This is a genomic window from Glutamicibacter sp. Je.9.36 (genome assembly GCF_051129975.1).
GTDB lineage: Bacteria > Actinomycetota > Actinomycetes > Actinomycetales > Micrococcaceae > Glutamicibacter.
Map to the genome: position 1 here is coordinate 236704 of NZ_JBCPSN010000005.1, position 18056 is coordinate 254759.

Consider the following 18056-nt stretch of genomic DNA (forward strand, 5'->3'; position numbering starts at 1 on the left):
GCCGCTACGGTCAGCCTATCTTCGGTTGACTAGGGAAGACGAAGATCTTCACCTCATCCTTTAGTAGGAGGGCAGATAGCTATCAGTTCAACGGTAAAGGCCGAAAAACAAGCTAAAGGCCGCATCTCCATATGAGATGCGGTCTTAAGCCCAGGAGCTGCTTTGCACTTAGTATCCGCGTCCGCCAGCCATCGCTTCAAGCCGTGCGATGCGATCCGCCATTGGCGGGTGAGTGGAGAACATGCGCTTGAGGCGCGAGCCGAATGGATTGGCGATCATCAGGTGCGAGCTGTTGACCAGCTTCTGGTCATTGGAAGCCAGCGGAGCCTGCGTAATCCCCGATTCCAGTTTCCGAAGCGCGCTCGCCAAAGCCAGCGGATCATTGGTCAGCTTGGCTCCGTCCTCGTCTGCATCATATTCGCGGGTGCGGCTCACGGCCATCTGGATGATCGACGCTGCCAGTGGCGCCAGCAGGGAAAGGGCAATCAAGGCGATCGGATTCACCCCGCGGTTGTCATTGCTGTTGCCGCCGCCGAAGAACATCAGGAACTGGGCAACGGACGTGATGACGCCCGCAACCGCGGCGGCGACCGAAGAAGTGAGGATGTCCCGGTTGTAGACATGCATCAGCTCGTGGCCCAGCACCCCGCGCAATTCGCGTTCGTTCAGCAACTGCAGGATGCCTTCGGTGCAGCACACCGCCGAATTCTGCGGGTTGCGGCCGGTGGCAAAGGCGTTCGGCGAAGTGGTTGGCGAAACGTACAGTCGCGGCATCGGTTGCTGCGCGTTCATCGACAGCTCACGCACGATTCGGTACATTCCCGGCTGTTCCGCTTCGCTGACCGGGTAGGCGTGCATCGAGCGCAGAGCCAGCTTGTCGCTATTCCAATAGCTGTAGGCAGTAGTTCCGAGGCCGATCAAGGCAAATATCCAAATGAACATTGAACGGCCGGTGCCCGCGGATATCAGCGAGCCAATGGCCAGCAGCAGGGCAAACATTCCGCCCATCAAAAAGGCGGTTTTAAGTCCGTTGTTATGTCCATGCACGGCGATGCACTCCCTCAATGAAGCAAACCAAGTTGGTGTTCTCTAGTCTAGTCAACGACTGGAATTCCATTTATGTTCCGGTGAAAATATCACAGTGCCGTGTGGAATGGCAGTCACCGCCGGCCCAGGGGAATATCCAGACGGCGGGAACGTTGTAGTTTTAAGATGCGGTTCCACAACTTATTTCCCGGTGGGCCGCTCCCTTGATCCATTTTGTTTCTGAAAGTGTGCGCCCTGCATGTCCGTAAGTACCGCTAAACCGATCCGTTCAGAACATAGCTACGGACTGATCCAAGGTACCGCTGCGTACCTGATTTGGGGCATGCTCCCGGCTTACTTCCTATTGCTGCCTGACATCTCGGCCTTCGAATTCGTTGGCGTTCGCGTGATCTTCTCGCTGGTTTTCTGCCTGCTGCTGCTGGCGTTCACGCGCCAGGTCAAGCAGTTCCTTGCGATGTTCAAGGATTCCAAGACCATCTGGCAGTTGGGACTGGCTAGTGTTCTGATTGCAGCTAACTGGACTCTCTATGCACTGGCGGTCTTGACCGGACATGTGCTGGAAGCCTCGCTGGGCTACTTCATCAACCCAATTGTGGCAATCCTTCTGGGTGTCGTCGTCCTGAAAGAAAAATTGCGTCGGCTGCAATGGATCGCTGTTGCCATAGCCACCGTTGCTGTACTCGTCTTGACGATCGGCTTGGGACAGGTCCCTTGGATTTCCCTCGGTTTGGCTTTCTCCTTTGGCTTCTATGGCCTGGTGAAGAACAAAGTGGGCCAAAGCGGAACTGCACTGGGGTCCTTGACCATTGAAACCGTCTGGCTGACCCCGTTGGCCATCGGCTATCTGGTCTGGCTGGCCGCTGACGGGAAGTCTGCGCTGTTCTCGGCTGATGTTCCTGGCCTCTCGCTTTTGGCAGCGAGCGGCATCATCACTGCCGTTCCGCTCTTGCTCTTCGGGGGTGCGGCTCGCCGCCTGCCTTTGAGCACCCTGGGCTCATTGCAATTCCTCGCCCCGCTCTTGCAGTTCATCCTGGGCCTGCTGGTCTTTGGCGAGCACATGCCATTCGAACGCTGGGTTGGTTTCGCCTTGGTATGGGTTGCGGTGCTCTTCGTGCTCGTGGATATGATGCGAATTCCACGCATTGGCTCCATGCCCGAACCGAAAAAGCTGGTCTGAACGCCCGGTAGCAGTCACCGCCGATACAGCGGATGCCTCGAATCTCCCGTAGGAGGTTCGAGGCATTCGCCGTTTAGGGCCAGTTTTGAGCTACCTAGGCAACAGCGTTGCGGATTGCGTCTTCCAGTACATTGAACGCATCTTCGAGCAGCTCGTCGCCGATCACCAGCGGAGGCAAGAGGCGAACCACGTTGCCGTAGGTGCCGCAGGTGAGGATCAAGACGCCCTGGGCCAGGCATTCGGCTGCGATGGCCTTGGTCAACTCGGCGTCCGGCTCCTTGCCACCAGCCTTGACGAATTCCATTGCAACCATGCCGCCACGGCCACGGATGTCGCCCAGTTCCCTGATGTCCTTCTGCAGCGCACCGAAGCGGGTGAAGAACTTCTCTTCGATCTCGCGGGCGCGGCCCGCCAAGTCCTGCTCTTCCATGAACTTGATGGATTCCAGAGCCGCGGCCACAGCAACCGGGTTGCCGCCGTAGGTGCCGCCCAGGCCGCCACCGTGCACCGAGTCCAGCAGGTCGGCACGGCCGATAATGCCAGACAGCGGCATGCCGCCGGCGATGCCCTTGGCCAGGGTGATGATGTCTGGTTCAATGCCTTCGATGTCCGAGGCGAACCAGGCACCGGAGCGTGCGAAGCCTGCCTGGACTTCGTCAGCGACGAAGACAATGCCGTTTTCCTTGGCCCATTCGGCGATGCGCGGCAGGAAGCCGGTGGCCGGAACGATGAAGCCGCCCTCGCCCTGGATCGGCTCGATGATGATCGCAGCGATCTGGTCGCCGCCGATCTGCTTTTCCATGGCCAGGATCGCGCGCTCGGCTGCTTCCTTGCCGGAGATGTTCGGGTTCTCTTCGCGGTATGGGTAGCTCATTGGCATGCGGTAGATCTCCGGTGCCAGTGGGCCGAAGCCGCGCTTGTATGGGGCGGCCTTGGCGGTCAAGCCCATGGTGAGGTTGGTGCGGCCGTGGTAGGCGTGGTCGAAGGCGACGACTGCCTGGCGGCCGGTAGCAATGCGGGCTACCTTGATGGCGTTCTCGACCGCTTCGGCACCCGAGTTGAAGAAGACTGCACGCTTCTCGAAGTTGCCCGGAGTGATGGCAGCCAGCTTCTCGGCCAGCTCGATGTAGTTCTCGTACGGAGCGACCATGAAGCAGGTGTGGGTGAAGCGCGCGGCCTGTTCGGCGACGGCTTTGGCTACTGCCTGATTCGAGGCGCCAATGGTCGTGACGGCGATGCCGGAGCCCAGGTCGATGAGCTGGTTGCCATCGACATCGACAATGATGCCGCCATCAACCTCGGCCGCGTACACAGGCAGGCTGGAAGCTACACCGGCAGCAACTGCCTTGGCTCGGCGTGCGGCCAGTTCCTGCGACTTCGGGCCGGGGAACGGACCATTGATCTTGCGCTTCTGTTCAATGCGGTAGGTAACGTCCATGTGCTTGTCCTTCCAGAACTTATGAGTGAGCTCTCTGGCCCAGTTTTCTCTATAACTAGAGAGTATTCTCCTGAGCTCCAAGCCACTACGCGGATCGGCACAACACATTTCGTGTCGCATAGTGCATCTGCACAGGAAAAGGCCTCTTCGCTTCAAGCCGGAACTTGAAGCGAAGAGGCCTTCAATCTTGATGCAGTCTACAGGTTCTAATTGCCTGCCGAGCCAGCAGGCTCGATCACATCGTCATCGTGCTTTTCAGGATGGCGATTCAGGCTGATCAAGGCGATGGCCAGGCCTCCCCAAATGGTCAGCATGGAGATAATCATGAAGACAATCGCGATAGGACTCATGGCTAGTATTCCTTCCTGGACACTTCAGGGACTTCTTCTGCCTCGACGTTCGCACGATGCTGATCGAACTCGGGGTCGTTTTTCTTGGAGTTCTTGCTCCAAGGGACCAGGGACAGCAGGACCGCGCCGACAATCAATGCCCCGGCCATGCCCCAACCGAAGATCCCGAGGAACCAAACAGGGTAGTCCTCATAGGGAGTTGCAAGCTTGGTCTGGATTTCATTGATCAGCATGTAGCCCAAGACAGCTGGGCCCACGCCGCCGACCAGGACCATCCAGCCGGTACCCAGCTTGATGGAGCTGTGGCGGTTCAAGTGCTTGGCCAGCTTAGGCAGCATGCCCAGGCCTGCACCGAAGACGATCACGATCACCAGTGCGCAAGCGAGGATGCCGAACTGGTTCACGAACGCATCCATGGTGTCCAGCAAATACAATCCAGTGGTGGTTGGGAACAAGATCATGGAGATCAATGCCACTGGAACGACAACAACCAGGGTGGCCGACTGGCGCTTCCAGCCCAGCTTGTCCTGGAAGGCCGCAACAATCACCTCGAGAATCGAGATCAACGAGGTAATGCCGGCAAAGACCAGCGAACCGAAGAACAGCACGCCGATGACGCCGCCCAAGGGAGCCTGCGAAACGATGGTCGGGAAGGCGATGAAGGCCAGGCCGATTCCGCTGGTTGCCACTTCGTCGACGGAGCTGCCGGCGTTGTACGCCATGAATCCCAGGGCCGCGAAGACGCCGATGCCGGCGAGCAGCTCGAAGCTGGAGTTGGCGAAAGCTACAACGTAGCCCGAACCGGTGAGGTCGCTCTTGCGCTTCATGTAGGACGAGTAGGTCACCATGATGCCGAAGGCCACCGACAGCGAGAAGAAGATATGGCCGAATGCCGCTGCCCACACCGAAGGATTCGACAGCGCCTCGAAGTTCGGCGTGAAGAAGGTATTCAAGCCGTCCACAGCACCTGGCAGGAAGACCGACTGGATAACGAGGATCAGGAACATCACGATCAGCAAAGGCATGAAGATCGCGTTGGCCCGCGAAATGCCCTTGTTCACGCCGGCAACCATGATCACGATGGCGATCAGCCAAACGCACAGCATCGGGAAGAAGACGCTGCCGACGAAGTCGAACCCGACGGTGACATCGTCCGCGACCTGCAGGAAGTCGCCCATGAAGAATCCGGCAGCCCCGTCCGGGTTCTTATCCCACGCCTTGGTGACCGAGAACCAGCAGTACATCGCGGCCCACGCAATGATGGCCGCGTAGTAGATGGCGATGATGAAGCAGACCAGCACCTGCCACCAGCCCAGGGCCTCGGCCTTGCGGTTGGCCCGGCGGTATGCCAGCGGAGCAGAGCCGCGGTAGCGGTGGCCGATGGAGTAGTCGAGGAACAGCAACGGAATGCCGGCGCAGAGAATTGCGACCAGATATGGGATCAAGAATGCGCCGCCGCCGTTTTCGTAGGCGACGTAAGGGAAACGCCAGATGTTTCCCAGACCAACGGCCGAACCAATCGCTGAAAGGATGAACAACTTTCGGGAGCTGAAAGTTTCACGCTTCTCGGTTGCGAGTGGAGCGCCCTGTGATGAAGATGGAGTGCTCATGTGTCTAAGCTACTGCAAAATTTTCACATTGTGGTCATTTTTCGAGGTCGCGTGTCCATATTTTGAGCAATTTGCTGAATCGGGAACTTTTCGCCATCCCTCTAGAATGGCTACATGGCAATTAGTTTACGCGGTCTTCTGGAACATGACGAGCTCGACCTTCGACCGCTGACTGAACACACTCATCGCGATGGCATGGTCATCACCTGGGGTGCGGTGACCGAGCTGCTTGACCCGTCGCAGTTCCTCACCGGGCGAGAAATCGTGTTGACCACCGGGGTGCGCCAGAAGACCAAGGCCGCACAGCGGCAGTTCGTCAAAGTCCTTGCGGCCAACGATGCCGTAGCCCTGGGTTTCGGCACAGGCCTGGAACACGCCTCAGTCCCGCAAGCGACCGTTGAAGCCGCCCGCGAAGTAGGGCTTCCGGTCTTCGAGGTGCCCTATCAGATACCCTTTGCCGCAATTACCCGGCTGATCGCCGAAGCACTGAATTCCGACCACCTCAAGCGTGTTGAAAGCCTGCTGAAATCCCACCAGAAGCTGGCCCAGACACTGCTTTCCTCGGATCTGGACAGCATGCTCGAGGAACTCGAGCGAATGCTCGGCACCCAGGTAGCGCTGACCCTGCACGGCGAAGTGATCAGCGGCTACCATGATCCTGCACGTTCCTGGAATGAACGTCCGGTGGCCACGGGTCTGCGTGATAAGTGCACCCTGCATATTGCAGAACCCTATGTCCACCATCCAGTGGTCGATTACGCGCAGTCGCTGATCGGGCTGGAACTGGCTAATAAATCCCGTCTGCGCGCCTCGCAGCGCCAGGCCAACGGCCAGGTGCTGGAGGACCTCGCCACTGGAGCCCTGGTTGGCGCCGATGCCGCTGGCCGGCTGGCGGCACTCGGCTTGAATACCCAGCGTGAGCACTCGGTCATCCTGGTGCAGGCTCCAGCACAGGTCGAGCGCTTGCAAACCCTGCCGCTGCCCGCCGATCTGTCCTCGCAGGTCTCAGCCATCATAGATGGCCGCTTGGCGATCATTGTCGCGCACAGCAAACTGCAGCTGTCCATCAAGCACCTCGACGAGTATCTGCTCGCGGCCGGCCTTCCGGCTCGGGTGGGCTACGGCGGGCGCTACCCGAATACCACCGGCATCCGCTGGAGCTACTTCGAGGCCCTGGAGTCCCTGCGCCACGGAGAACGTGTCAACGAACCCACCAAGCTTTCCCTCACCTCGCTCCTGCTCGCCGCCCACGATGTTCCGCTGCAGGATTTGGCCATCGAAGCCCTGGGACCGTTGCAGGAATTCGACGCCTCCCACGATTCCGACCTATTGCTGACCTTGCGTGAATACCTCAACCGCGATGGCTCGGTGGGGGCCGTGGCCGAGTCCTTGGGCCTGCATCGCAACACAGTGCGCTACCGGATCCAGCAAATTTCAGATCTCTCAGGCTACGACCCGAATGTGACTAGCGACCGAGTCCAGCTCTGGATCGCGTTGAGTGCCCTTGAGCTGGGCTAATCTCGATAGGATAAAGACATGGCAGACATGTTTCTAGAGAAGTTCTGTTCCCTGGTTCCCAAGTACTTGGAAGACCAGTGGAACGAAGCCGATGGCTTGAGCGCCGAAGAATTGCGCGAAGGGCTGGCGCAGTCCGAGGTCTCAATTCCATTTGTCCTTGAAGAGTTCTATCGTGCTCTGGGCAACAATGAGGATTTCATGGAGGCCTACCACTACTTCTTCGACCCTGAAGAACTGGAAATCGAAGACGGCTACCTCCTGTTCCTGGAAGACGAGGAAGAGAAGTTCGTGTGGGGCTTCAAGGCATCCCAGCTCGATGTTCCGGATCCAATCGTCTACCGCCGCAGCAATGCCAAGGGAAAATGGACCAGCGAGGAAGGCACCTTCAGCGAGTTCACCCTGGACATGTACACCTGGGTGTTTGAAGAGCTGGCCGCCGAATTGGAGGACTAGTGCTCCACCGTTCCCATGAACCAGCCAACTACCAGTGTCCCTTCTGCGAGCTGGTCAACGACCAGCCTTTCAGCCAGGACAACTTGTGCGCGCCCACGGATCTGATCTACCAGACAGATCTGGTGGCAGCAATCATGGCTTGTGATGGGTTCGGTAATTACGGCGGGCACGTGATGATCATTCCGACCGCGCATCTGGAAGCGCTCTACGATCTGGATGAGCAGACCGGTGCCGCGATCATGCGGGAAACCAAGCGCGTTGCCCTGGCGATGAAGCTCGCCTGGAATCCCGAGGGCACGAGCACTCGGCAGCATAATGAGCCTGCGGGCAATCAGCATGTTTGGCATTACCATCAGCACGTTTTCCCACGCTACGCCGATGACGAGCTCTATCGGCAGCTGCGCCACCGGGTATCGATCCAGGATCGGGCCGGTAAAGCGCAGCAGCTGCGCCAAGCGCTCTTTTCCCCCGAGCATCCGCAGCCTCTGGCCCCGGAGGACATCGTCCGATAAGCACGAGTGCATGACGTTGGCGCGAGCGGGCCACGGAAACGAGAATTCGTTGCCGGGGCCTGCTTGCCACTTATGGGAGACCTCAGGCATTTTCCGCTCAGCACTACGGCCATGCTCCCGGTCTACAGAAATATCGTCACTGAGGTGGTACTGCATCTGTCAGGACCTTCATAAGATGAAGAGATGAATCCCCTGGTCCCGAATACCTACGAACTGATTATTTTCTACATCATCCCGGCGCTTGTGGCCATCGGCCTGGTCATTCTCGCCGTCAGATTCTTCATCGCCAGCAAGAATCGCCCTGGGAGTAAAGCGTCGACCGACGACGGGCAGAACTGCAACGACCAGCTCTAGCAGGGATCTAGCAGCAGCCGCGGGCAAAACAGAACCCCGGAAGACCTTTGCAGTCTTCCGGGGTTTTGCTTGTTCAAGCTTGCCTAGGCTTCGCGGGTAACAACCGCATCCGCGAAGGAAATCAGCGCCTGCTTCACGGTGCCCTCAGGCAGTGGAGCCAAGACGGCAATCGCGTCATCGGCCCACTGGCGTGCGGCCTTCCATGCATCATGGATTGCCTGGTGCGCGGTGACAGCTTCCACAGCGGCCGCCAGTGCTTCATCGGTGGCCAGATCCGCATCAACCAGTTCGACAGCCTGCTGCGCTTGCGCGTCGCCCTCGGCTGCTGCCTGGCGCAGCAGCAGAATTGGCAGAGTCGGCACGCCTTCACGCAAATCGGTGCCCGGAGTCTTGCCCGAGTCGGCTTCCGTGGATGCCAAGTCGATCACGTCATCGGCGACCTGGAAGGCAACGCCAACCTTTTCGCCATACTCGCGCAGTACCTCAATGTACTGCGGGGCGCCACCGAAACGGGCGCCGAAGGCTCCGGAAGTGGAGAGCAGCGACGCGGTCTTGTCGCTGATTACCTGGATGTGGTGCTCGATGGCATCGTCGCCCTCGCGCGGGCCGATGGATTCATGCAGCTGTCCGAGGCACAAGCGCTCGAAGGTGCGCGACTGCCACATGACTGCTTCTGGGCCCAGCTCGGATCCGAAGACCGAAGCACGGGCGAAGATCAGGTCGCCGGCGAGAATCGCCACCGAGTTGCCCCACACCTCGTGAGCAGTTGGTGCACCGCGGCGCATTGGAGCAGAGTCCATGACGTCATCGTGGTACAGGGTTGCCAGGTGGGTGAGTTCCACGACGGCAGCGGCCTTGATGACATCGTCATTCACGCCGTCGCCCAGCAGGGAAGTCAGCAGCACCAGCAGGGGACGCACTCGCTTGCCTCCGGCCTCAACGAGGTGGCGGCTGGATGCGTCGATCAAGGGGTCGGAGTTGGCCAGCGCGTCGCGCAGCAGCTTCTCCACCTTTGCCATGCCGATGGAAATAGCCGGACCGAAGTCCGGGTCCTCGGCCAGCAAAGCGAAGCCCGAGGGAAGATTGATGGCCGCAGCTAATGCAGCGGTTTCAGGATTCAGCTCAATCGAGTCGGACACGTCGTGTCCGGCTGCGGTCCAGTTGCTCTTCGAATCAGTCACTGTTCTACGGCTTACTTATCTTTCATCGGGTTGGCCATCGCGGTATGCGAAGGCAATCTGCCTGCAAGATGCACGCAAACATCTCTTCACTCTAGCCGATGCTTTCCACTGCACATTGCTGGCATGGCCAGACCGGGCATACCGGTCTGGTACCAGCGACCTAGGAGGTCGTTTTAGAGTTTACCGGGTTCCCCCGGCACTTCTCACCAGACCCGGCCGATCTCACAGGGGTGACCACGGACACCCGCAAGCCTTTTCCCCCGGCATTGCGCGGTAGGCTTAGCCTTATCATGTCTGCAGATTCGCCCGTTCTTAGCGCCAGTGCTCATCAGCCGTCGGCTCCTGTTCTCACCAGCATCACCTTTGAATACCTTGATGCCCCCGAAACACTAGTTGCCGACTCATTGCGTCACCGAAGCTTGGTCTGGACCCGCAACGGCCACGGTCTGGTTGGCTTTGGCACCGCGGCCCGCTTGCACACCCACGGCGAAGAGCGCTTTGCACGTGCCCGCGCCTGGCTTGCACAGGTCATCGAACAGGCACAGATCATTGACCCGATCGCCCGCCCCGGCAGCGGCCTGGTTTCCTTCGGTTCTTTTGCGTTCTCCTTCACCAGCGTCTTCGAATCGCGCATGGTGATCCCGCAGCTGGTGATTGGCCGCGATGAGGAAAAGTCCTGGATTACCATCACCGGCAGCGCAGAGGAACTCGACGGGCTGACCTACCAGCAGGCCTTGGCCCGCGCCGAAGCCGCGATGGCCGATGCGTCGCTGCCGGCGGGCGAACCGGGCAGCATTGAACTGACCAGCGGACAGCTGACCGCCGGTTCCTATCTTGATGCCGTGGATCAGGCGCTGGGCCGTTTCGAGGAACGCGGAATTTCCAAGCTGGTGCTGGCCCGCGACGTGTTGGCGCACAGTTCCACCCCGATCAATCTTGCCCGCGTGGTCGATGCGCTGACCGAGCACTATGGCAATTGCTGGACCTATTCAGTTGACGGCCTGGTAGGCGCTACCCCGGAGATGCTGGTGCGCGTTACCGACGGCTTGGCCGAGGCCCGCGTATTAGCTGGGACACTGGACCGAGCGGCTGCTGGCGCCGAGGACCCCGGATTCGCGCACCGCAACCTCTTTGAAGATCCGAAGCAGCGCAACGAGCACCAGCTGGCCATAGATTCGCTCACGGCTTCCCTGAATCCCATTTCGCACGGCATGAGCGCGCCGGAAGAACCTTTTATTCTGCAGCTTCCCAATGTTTGGCATTTGGCCAGCGACGTACGCGCCCAGTTGCGCGCCGATGCCGCCGGGGTTCTGCCTACCGCTCTGGATGTTGCCGAGATTTTCCATCCGACCGCTGCAGTGTGCGGCACGCCGACCAAGAAGGCTGGCGTGCTCTTGCGCGAGCTGGAAGGCATGGACCGGGGACCGTATGCCGGCCCCGTGGGCTGGGTTGACAGCCGTGGCGATGGCGAATTCGGCATCGCGCTGCGTGGCGGAATCCTGGAAGACGAAAAGCTGATGCGCCTGTACGCGGGCTGCGGCATCGTTCCGGGCTCGGTGCCCGAGGATGAACTAGCCGAATCATGGGCGAAGATGCGCCCCATGCGCCAAGCCCTCGGAGCCGAATAAGCTCATTGCCAAAGTGGACGGGCTATTGTTTCGGGGTTATGTTTCACTAGCGTAAATTTTCCTTACCCTAAACGACACTTGTGTGAAGTGCGTCTCGTGCTGGTGTTAGCGCGGTTATGATTGGGACATCGCAGTGATCCACTCGCAATAACCCGAAAGTAGGTTTTGATCCTATGCGTAGCCCCAGGAAAAAATTCGCCGCTGCCATCGCGCTCAGTTCCGTAGCACTTCTAGCTATGACCGCCTGCGGTTCCGATAGCGGCTCCAGCTCAGAGTCGGAGGGAGCAGCCTTCCCACTCAACGAGGGCAAGCTGACAGTATGCTCGGATATCCCCTACGAGCCATTTGAATTCAAGAGAGGCGACGAGATTGTTGGCTTCGATATGGACGTCGCCGCGGAAATCGCCAAGGATGCCAAGCTCGATCTGAACATCATCGACGACAGCTTCGATTCCATTGAATCTGGTCTGTTCAACACGAAGTGCGATATTGCCATCTCATCGATCTCCATCACCGATGCGCGCAAGGAGAAGATGAATTTCTCTACTCCTTACATGGATGACGACTTGGTCTTGATCGCTAAGAACGGCTCGGGCATCACCGATCTCGAAACCGCCAAGGACAAGAAGGTTGGCGTCCAGCAGGCTACGACTGGTGAAAAGTACGGCAAGGAGCAGGGCCTCGAGCAATTAGTCGGCTTCGAAGATGCTGGTCTGCAGACCCAGGCATTGCTGGCAAACCAGGTGGAAGCCGTATTGGGCAACCAGTCGGTGCTCGGTTACGCAGTGAAGGACGAGCCTGATTTCAAGGCGGTCGCCAACTTCAAGACCGGTGAACAGCTCGGTATCGCAGTCCCCAAGGACAATGCAGACACCCTGGAACTGGTCAATGGCACGTTGAAGCGATTGACCGATGCAGGAACCATGGAAGAACTGACCGTGAAGTGGTTCGGCGAAAAGTAATTTTCAGCTGAACATGGATAGATCTACCGAGCGGGGGTTCGGCACGCAAATTTTGCCGTCTGGCATTTTTGCTTCCCGAACCCCCGCTACCTTTACGAGAGGTACAAACCAATGGCAATGACTACCAGTCAGCGCGCCCGGATGAGCAAAACCATTCAGATTGCGCTCTTCTTTGTCATCATCATCGCCCTAGCTGCGCTTGTGGACTGGAAGAAAGCGTCCTACGCTTTCTTCTCCTTCGACAAACTCGGACCGATGTTCCCAGACATGATCCTGGTTGGCTTGAAGAACACCATCTTCTACACCATCATTTCCTTCGCCTTCGGCTTAGCCTTAGGTCTCTTGCTGGCGTTGATGAAGATGGCAAGCTTCGCGCCCTACCGGTGGTTCGCCACCGCGTTCATCGAATTCTTCCGCGGTATCCCCGCCATTCTTGTCCTTTTGGCATTTGGCATCGGTTTGCCACAGGCATTCGGCACCCAATGGCCTCAGTCGGTCAACGTCATGTGTGCACTGGGGCTGGTCTCCGCTGCATACATCGCGGAAACCCTGCGTGCTGGTCTTCAGGCTGTGCCTAAGGGACAGACCGAGGCTGCTCGTTCGCTGGGCATGCCAGCGTGGCGTGCCATGGTCACGATCGTCATCCCGCAGGCATTCAGAATCGTGCTTCCACCAATGACCAACGAGATCATCCTGCTCACCAAGGACACTTCGCTGGCGTTTATTCTCGGTGCAACGATTGCCCAATACGAAATGACCAAATTCGGTCGCGACGGCATTACGCAGTTGGACGCAGGCATCACCCCGCTGGTTGTTGCGGGCCTGTTCTACCTTGTCATTACCATTCCGTTGAGTTTGGTTGCCCGTAAATTCGAATCCCGCACTACGAAGACCAAGCGCTAGAAAGGCAGTGGAAAATGTCAACTGGAACTAGTGAACTTTCGGCTCATGCCGCGGGCGTGGATATCACCGGACTGCGCAAGTCCTACGGCAGCAATGAGGTGCTCAAGGGCATCGATTTGAATGTTGCTCCCGGCGAGGTTGTCTGCCTGATCGGTCCATCCGGCTCCGGAAAGTCAACGTTGTTGCGTTGCGTGAATTTGTTGGAGCAGCCAAACGGGGGAACCATTATGGTCGGTGGCTTCAACGTCACAGACCCAGAGGTAAACCTGGACAAGATGCGCCAGCAGGTAGGCATGGTCTTCCAGCAGTTCAATCTCTTCCCCCACCTGACCGTGATGGAGAACTGCACGGTATCCCCCATCAAGGTGCTCAAGCGCAAGAAAGCCGATGCGGTGCGAATCGCGCAAAGCCACTTGGAACGCGTAGGCTTGGGCGACTTCGGCGATCGCTACCCTGACCAGCTTTCCGGTGGCCAGCAGCAGCGCGTGGCCATCGCCCGGGCGCTATCCATGGAACCATCCTTGATGCTCTTCGACGAGCCAACCAGTGCCTTGGACCCAGAGACTGTTGGCGAGGTCCTGTCCATTATGAAGAATCTGGCCCAAGCGGGCATGACCATGCTGGTGGTTACCCACGAGATGGCTTTCGCCAAGGAAGTTGCTGACCGCGTGTTCTTCATGGACGGTGGCGTCGTGGTGGAAGAAGGCAAGGCCGTGGATGTCATTGGCAATCCGCAGCAGCCACGTACCCAGGACTTCCTGCGTCGCGTGCTCGATCCCACGCACGTGGATATCTGAGTTCAACTGCAAAAATTCCCCTGCGTTGCCCATCGTTGCCGATGGTCGACGCAGGGGAATTTCTTTTTCCCTATAGGTCTGGCCAGGCTAGCTGCCCGATCTGTTGATTTAATTCAAGATTCTCGGCGCGCAGGCTGCTCCGCGATGCAGGCACTTCGATCAGGCGCAGGTTCGCCGGCTGCGTTGAAGCCAAGACGGCGCTGAGCTCTTCCTTGCTTGCGGCCCTGGCGTACTGCCAGCCATAGGCTTCGGCGAGCGCAGGCAGGCTCAGCTGCTGCGGTGTGGCAAAGAGCCGTTCCACCGCATTGGCGTAGCGGCCCGAGGCGTCCACGGCACCGTGCTCCAGGGTGGAGAAGATTGCTCCTCCCCCGTCGTTGTAGACCACGATATCCACCATTGGCTGCTCTTCGCCGGGGGTCCAGGACAGCGAGCTGGCGTCATGGGCGAAGGTAATATCTCCCATCACCGCAAGCGTCCGCTTTTTGCTTCCCTGGGCGAGGCCCAAGGCGGTAGCGACGGTTCCATCAATTCCGGCAAGGCCACGATTCGCGTAGGCGGTGATGCTTCGTTCAGCCTCCGGCCACGCGGCCAGGTCGAAGTCGCGAACGATGTTGGATGAGCCCAGCAGCAGGACTTCCGGCGCGTGATCCCAAATAGCTTCGGCAACATCTACCCCGTTAATCAGCGATTCGCGGCTTAGGCGTTGCCGCACTGCCAAAGCTTGGGCATCAAGCTGCTGCCATGCTTCCAGCCACCCCTTTGCGCCGGTTCCGGCGAACTCCTGCAATTCGCTCCACGAGCTGACCGGGGTCTCGCGGCGCCGTCCCGCTTCATACCAGGCCGCTGGCGCAGGCTGCCAAATCACCGATTCGATCGCCGGGTTGGCCAGGAGCTGGCCCACCGGGCGGCTCAACGTCGGACGGCCAAAGAGCACCACTCGTTCAACGCGGTCCATGCCTGCCGCGATCAGCGGACGATAGTGGCCAATGGCATTGGCCGAGAACCGTGCGTTAGAAGATGGTTCGGCAAATAATGGCAGCTCCAAAGCCTGGGCGAAACGTTGCGCCTCTTCTCCGGCGCCATGCCCGGCGATGACAACGCTCCGGCGTGGCTCCAGCTGCTGGACCGGCAAGCTCGCCCTGTCCAGCTGGTCGTGTGCCTGCCACTGCCCCGGCTCAACTGCCGTCCAGCTTTGGCTCTCGATCCTCTCGTCCTGTGCGGGGGTGAGCGGATCCCGGAACTGCAGATTCAATTGGACCGGTCCTGCGGCAGTGTGCTGGTCACCGGCCAAGGCCAGTAATGCGCGTTGGACCTCGTGTTGCGGATCTGTCCCAGCGGGAACATTGGCGGCCAGGCGAACGTGCTCGCCAAAGAGGGTTTTCTGGCGCGTGCTCTGGCTAGCTCCGGTGCCGTGCAGTTCATCGGGACGGTCGGCAGAAAGGACCAGAAGTGGTGTCGCGGTGTGGTTGGCTTCCATGACTGCCGGCAGCATTTGCCCGATGGCCGAGCCGCTGGTGGCGGCGAGGGCGACCGGCCGCATGGTGCTTTGGGCGAGGCCCAGTGCCATGAAGGCCGCGGAGCGTTCGTCGATGCGCACATGGATATCCAGGATCCCCGCGGCTTCTGCCTCGGCTGCAGCATAGGCCAAGGGCGCGCTGCGCGAACCGGGAGAAATCACCAGATCCCTGATCCCGGCACTGATCAGGGCGGAGAGCACATGGCGAGCCGTAGTGATGGCGCGTTGCTCGCCAGGTTGCTGCATTCCCACGCCGCATGACTCCTTAGATTCCAAAGCTGAAGGCAATGATCCAAGTCTATGCCTTGACCTGCCGGTCAACCGATTTGGAACGGCAAAGGGCGCCGGCCTGATCCCGGAGAGGATCCTGCCGACGCCCTTGCAGTGCAGGCTAGTCCGACTTATTTGTCGTGACCCTTGCCCTTGTCGTGACCCTTGCCCTTGCCGTTGCCTTTGCCCGGCTTCGGCTCTTCTTTGAAGACCTGGACGACCGATGGGCGCGGGCCGTAGAACTCGCCCTTGCCGGCTCCTCCTGCGTTCTTCACGAAGTCCGGGAACAGCGAGGTAGGGCTGGCGAAACTGCCGCCTTCACCCGGGTGCTGCACCGCGACGAAGACCGAGTTGTCCTTGTCATGGATCAGCGGGCCGCAGGTCTCTGCGCCGGTTGGCACGGCCAGGAACTGCTCGACACGCCCGCGATCCTTGCCGGTCAGGGTGACCTTGTGCAGTGCATCGGAGTAGCCGATGGTGCCAGGGGCGCCGTCGGTGGAGATCCACAGGTTGCCCTTGGAATCGAATGCCAGGTTATCCGGGCAGGAAATCGGCGAGACCTTGTCCGTTGGGTAGCCGGAGAAGTAGGTCGATCCGTTCACATTTGGATCGCCGGCAACCAGCAAGATGTTCCAGGTGAACTTCGCGGCGGTGGCGTCGTTGCCGGCTTCGGTGATTTCCAGGACGTGGCCGTCGCGGTTGCGTACCCGTGGGCTGACCTCGGTTGCGCCTTCCTTGCCGTCCTTGCCGCGGTCGGTGTTGTTGGTCAGTGCCACGTAGACCTTGCCGGATACCGGGCTCGGCTCCACGTCTTCGGGACGGTCCAGCTTGGTGGCGCCGACCTTGTCAGCTGCTTGGCGGGTGTAGACCAGCACCTCGTCGACGCCCATGCCCTCCACCTTGGATTCGCCGTTCTTCACCAGTGGCAGCCAGGTTCCCATGCCGTCGAAAGCACCATCAGACGGAACTGCGCCGCTGCCGTCGATCTCGCTTGCTGGGGAGTTGCCGGCGAACTTGGCAACGTACAGGTCGCCTTCGGAGAGCAAGCCCATGTTGTGCTTGCGATCGTGCTTGGAGAAAGTGTTTTTCGAGACGAACTTGTACAGGTACTCGAAGCGCGAGTCATCGCCGGAGTAGGCAACAACCTTGCCGTTCTTGGCAATGCGAACGTTGGCGCCCTCGTGCTTGAAACGGCCCAGGTTGGTGTGCTTGACCGGGGTGGACGAAGGGTCCTGCGGGTCGATTTCGACTACCCAGCCGAAACGGTTGGCTTCGTTTTCGAAGCCTTCGTTATGCAGGCCGAAGCGCGGATCGCTTTCTTCCCAGCCACGGCCGGTCGCAGCGGTGCCAATGCCGTAGCGGGATTCCTCGGCGGTGCCCTTGCCGCGGAAGTACTGGTCGAAGTTTTCTTCACCGGAGAGTACGGTGCCCCATGGGGTGGTGCCACCGGCGCAGTTGTTCAAGGTGCCAAGAACCTTGGTACCGGTTGGATCTGCGGCGGTCTTGAGCAGGTCGCTGCCTGCGGCTGGGCCATCGACCCGGAATTCAGTACTGGCGGTGATGCGGCGGTTGCGTTCGCCGCCCTGCACGTAGCTCCACTTCTTGTCATTCTTCTTGCGCTTGACCTCGACCACGGAGAAGCCATGCGCGTTCATCGCGATCTTGCGGGCTTCTTCCTGGTTCGCTTCGAACCAAGCCGAGTCGAACATCATGTCTTCATTGGTGTATTCGTGGTTGGCAACCAGCACGCCGGTGCGTCCCGAGTACTTGTCGACAATGATGTCCAGGTAGTCGCAGTTGTAGCCGAACTGCTCAGCCTGCTTGCGGGCGGACTGCTTGGAAGCATCGAATTCCGCGGTGTTCTTGAAGAGCGGGTCGCCCCAGCGGATGATGGCATTCCAGTCATAGCCTTCTGGAACGGAAACAGTATCCACCGAACGCGACACCGGCTCAATGGCATCGAATGAAAGGTGCCCGCCCTTGCCCGGCTTCATTGGCACCAGTGGTGCCGCGGTAGCGTCGGCTGCACCGAAAAGCTGCGGGCCGATGACCAGCGCTGAAGCACCGACGGCTCCCAGGCCCAGCATGCTGCGGCGGGAGAGCGATTTGTCGGCAATGTCCTTGAAGTAGCCGTTGGACGAAGTGTTGCAATCCGGCTTGGTGCAGGCGTCGGCGCACTTGAAGTGGCAAGTAGCTGCAGAACGACCGCCGCGGGTGTGGCCCAGCATTGGCAAAAGGGTACGGGTGGGATTCATGATCCGCTCACTTCCTCAGTATGTGGCTCATTGTCAGGGGAATGACTCGAACTGAGGTTTTCACTTGGAAGTGTTCTAAATGCAA

General features: G+C 59.4%; 16 protein-coding genes. 9 read left to right on the forward strand and 7 right to left on the reverse strand.

Features of this window, described 5'->3' with window-relative positions:
• Positions 1-168: 168 nt before the first annotated feature.
• Positions 169-1047, reverse strand: coding sequence for a zinc metalloprotease HtpX (gene htpX / locus AAZQ98_RS13925; RefSeq protein ID WP_434693052.1), 879 nt, complete (start codon positions 1045-1047; stop codon positions 169-171).
• Between the two features lie 238 nt (positions 1048-1285).
• Here htpX and rarD point away from each other — a divergent pair, with 238 nt between their 5' ends.
• Positions 1286-2224, forward strand: a complete 939-nt coding sequence (gene rarD / locus AAZQ98_RS13930; protein ID WP_434693055.1) for an EamA family transporter RarD — start codon at positions 1286-1288, stop codon at positions 2222-2224.
• Between the two features lie 94 nt (positions 2225-2318).
• On the opposite strand, the gene gabT is transcribed toward rarD, so the two are convergent.
• From gabT to AAZQ98_RS13945, 3 genes are all read right to left on the reverse strand, one after another.
• Entirely contained in the window at positions 2319-3662 is a 1344-nt protein-coding gene (gene gabT, locus AAZQ98_RS13935; protein WP_434693057.1) for a 4-aminobutyrate--2-oxoglutarate transaminase, read from the reverse strand.
• 206 nt (positions 3663-3868) lie between these two features.
• Positions 3869-4012, reverse strand: coding sequence for a methionine/alanine import family NSS transporter small subunit (locus AAZQ98_RS13940; RefSeq protein ID WP_332487043.1), 144 nt, complete (start codon positions 4010-4012; stop codon positions 3869-3871).
• A gap of 2 nt (positions 4013-4014) precedes the next feature.
• A complete protein-coding gene (locus AAZQ98_RS13945) occupies positions 4015-5622 on the reverse strand; it encodes a sodium-dependent transporter (RefSeq protein ID WP_400342026.1) in 1608 nt (535 codons plus the stop codon).
• A gap of 114 nt (positions 5623-5736) precedes the next feature.
• On the opposite strand from AAZQ98_RS13945, the gene AAZQ98_RS13950 reads away from it, so the two are divergent.
• The 4 genes from AAZQ98_RS13950 to AAZQ98_RS13965 all read left to right on the forward strand — a co-directional run bounded on the left by AAZQ98_RS13950 (position 5737) and on the right by AAZQ98_RS13965 (position 8459).
• Positions 5737-7140 carry a PucR family transcriptional regulator gene (locus AAZQ98_RS13950; protein WP_434693060.1) on the forward strand — a complete coding sequence of 468 codons (1404 nt, stop codon included), beginning with the start codon at positions 5737-5739 and terminating at the stop codon, positions 7138-7140.
• An 18-nt stretch (positions 7141-7158) separates the two neighbouring features.
• Positions 7159-7593 carry a hypothetical protein gene (locus tag AAZQ98_RS13955; protein WP_105656905.1) on the forward strand — a complete coding sequence of 145 codons (435 nt, stop codon included), beginning with the start codon at positions 7159-7161 and terminating at the stop codon, positions 7591-7593.
• Positions 7593-8105 (forward strand): HIT family protein, encoded by a 513-nt coding sequence (locus AAZQ98_RS13960; protein WP_434693063.1) that lies wholly within the window; start codon positions 7593-7595, stop codon positions 8103-8105. Before AAZQ98_RS13955 ends, AAZQ98_RS13960 begins: the two co-directional genes overlap by 1 nt.
• 183 nt (positions 8106-8288) lie before the next feature.
• Positions 8289-8459 carry a hypothetical protein gene (locus AAZQ98_RS13965; RefSeq protein WP_434693065.1) on the forward strand — a complete coding sequence of 57 codons (171 nt, stop codon included), beginning with the start codon at positions 8289-8291 and terminating at the stop codon, positions 8457-8459.
• Positions 8460-8542: 83 nt separating this feature from the next.
• Here the strand turns inward: AAZQ98_RS13965 and AAZQ98_RS13970 are convergent, their stop codons facing one another.
• Positions 8543-9640, reverse strand: coding sequence for a polyprenyl synthetase family protein (locus AAZQ98_RS13970; RefSeq protein ID WP_434693066.1), 1098 nt, complete (start codon positions 9638-9640; stop codon positions 8543-8545).
• A 290-nt stretch (positions 9641-9930) separates the two neighbouring features.
• On the opposite strand from AAZQ98_RS13970, the gene AAZQ98_RS13975 reads away from it, so the two are divergent.
• The 4 genes from AAZQ98_RS13975 to AAZQ98_RS13990 all read left to right on the forward strand — a co-directional run bounded on the left by AAZQ98_RS13975 (position 9931) and on the right by AAZQ98_RS13990 (position 13930).
• Entirely contained in the window at positions 9931-11268 is a 1338-nt protein-coding gene (locus AAZQ98_RS13975) for an isochorismate synthase (protein WP_434693068.1), read from the forward strand.
• Positions 11269-11441: 173 nt separating this feature from the next.
• Positions 11442-12230, forward strand: a complete 789-nt coding sequence (locus AAZQ98_RS13980; protein WP_434693070.1) for an ABC transporter substrate-binding protein — start codon at positions 11442-11444, stop codon at positions 12228-12230.
• A gap of 111 nt (positions 12231-12341) precedes the next feature.
• Entirely contained in the window at positions 12342-13133 is a 792-nt protein-coding gene (locus AAZQ98_RS13985) for an amino acid ABC transporter permease (RefSeq protein ID WP_434693071.1), read from the forward strand.
• A 14-nt stretch (positions 13134-13147) separates the two neighbouring features.
• A complete protein-coding gene (locus AAZQ98_RS13990) occupies positions 13148-13930 on the forward strand; it encodes an amino acid ABC transporter ATP-binding protein (protein WP_434693072.1) in 783 nt (260 codons plus the stop codon).
• Between the two features lie 70 nt (positions 13931-14000).
• On the opposite strand, the gene menD is transcribed toward AAZQ98_RS13990, so the two are convergent.
• On the reverse strand, positions 14001-15692 hold the full coding sequence (menD, locus tag AAZQ98_RS13995) for a 2-succinyl-5-enolpyruvyl-6-hydroxy-3-cyclohexene-1-carboxylic-acid synthase (RefSeq protein WP_434693198.1): 1692 nt from the start codon (positions 15690-15692) through the stop codon (positions 14001-14003).
• A gap of 155 nt (positions 15693-15847) precedes the next feature.
• A complete protein-coding gene (locus tag AAZQ98_RS14000) occupies positions 15848-17971 on the reverse strand; it encodes a PhoX family protein (protein WP_434693075.1) in 2124 nt (707 codons plus the stop codon).
• Positions 17972-18056: the final 85 nt, after the last annotated feature.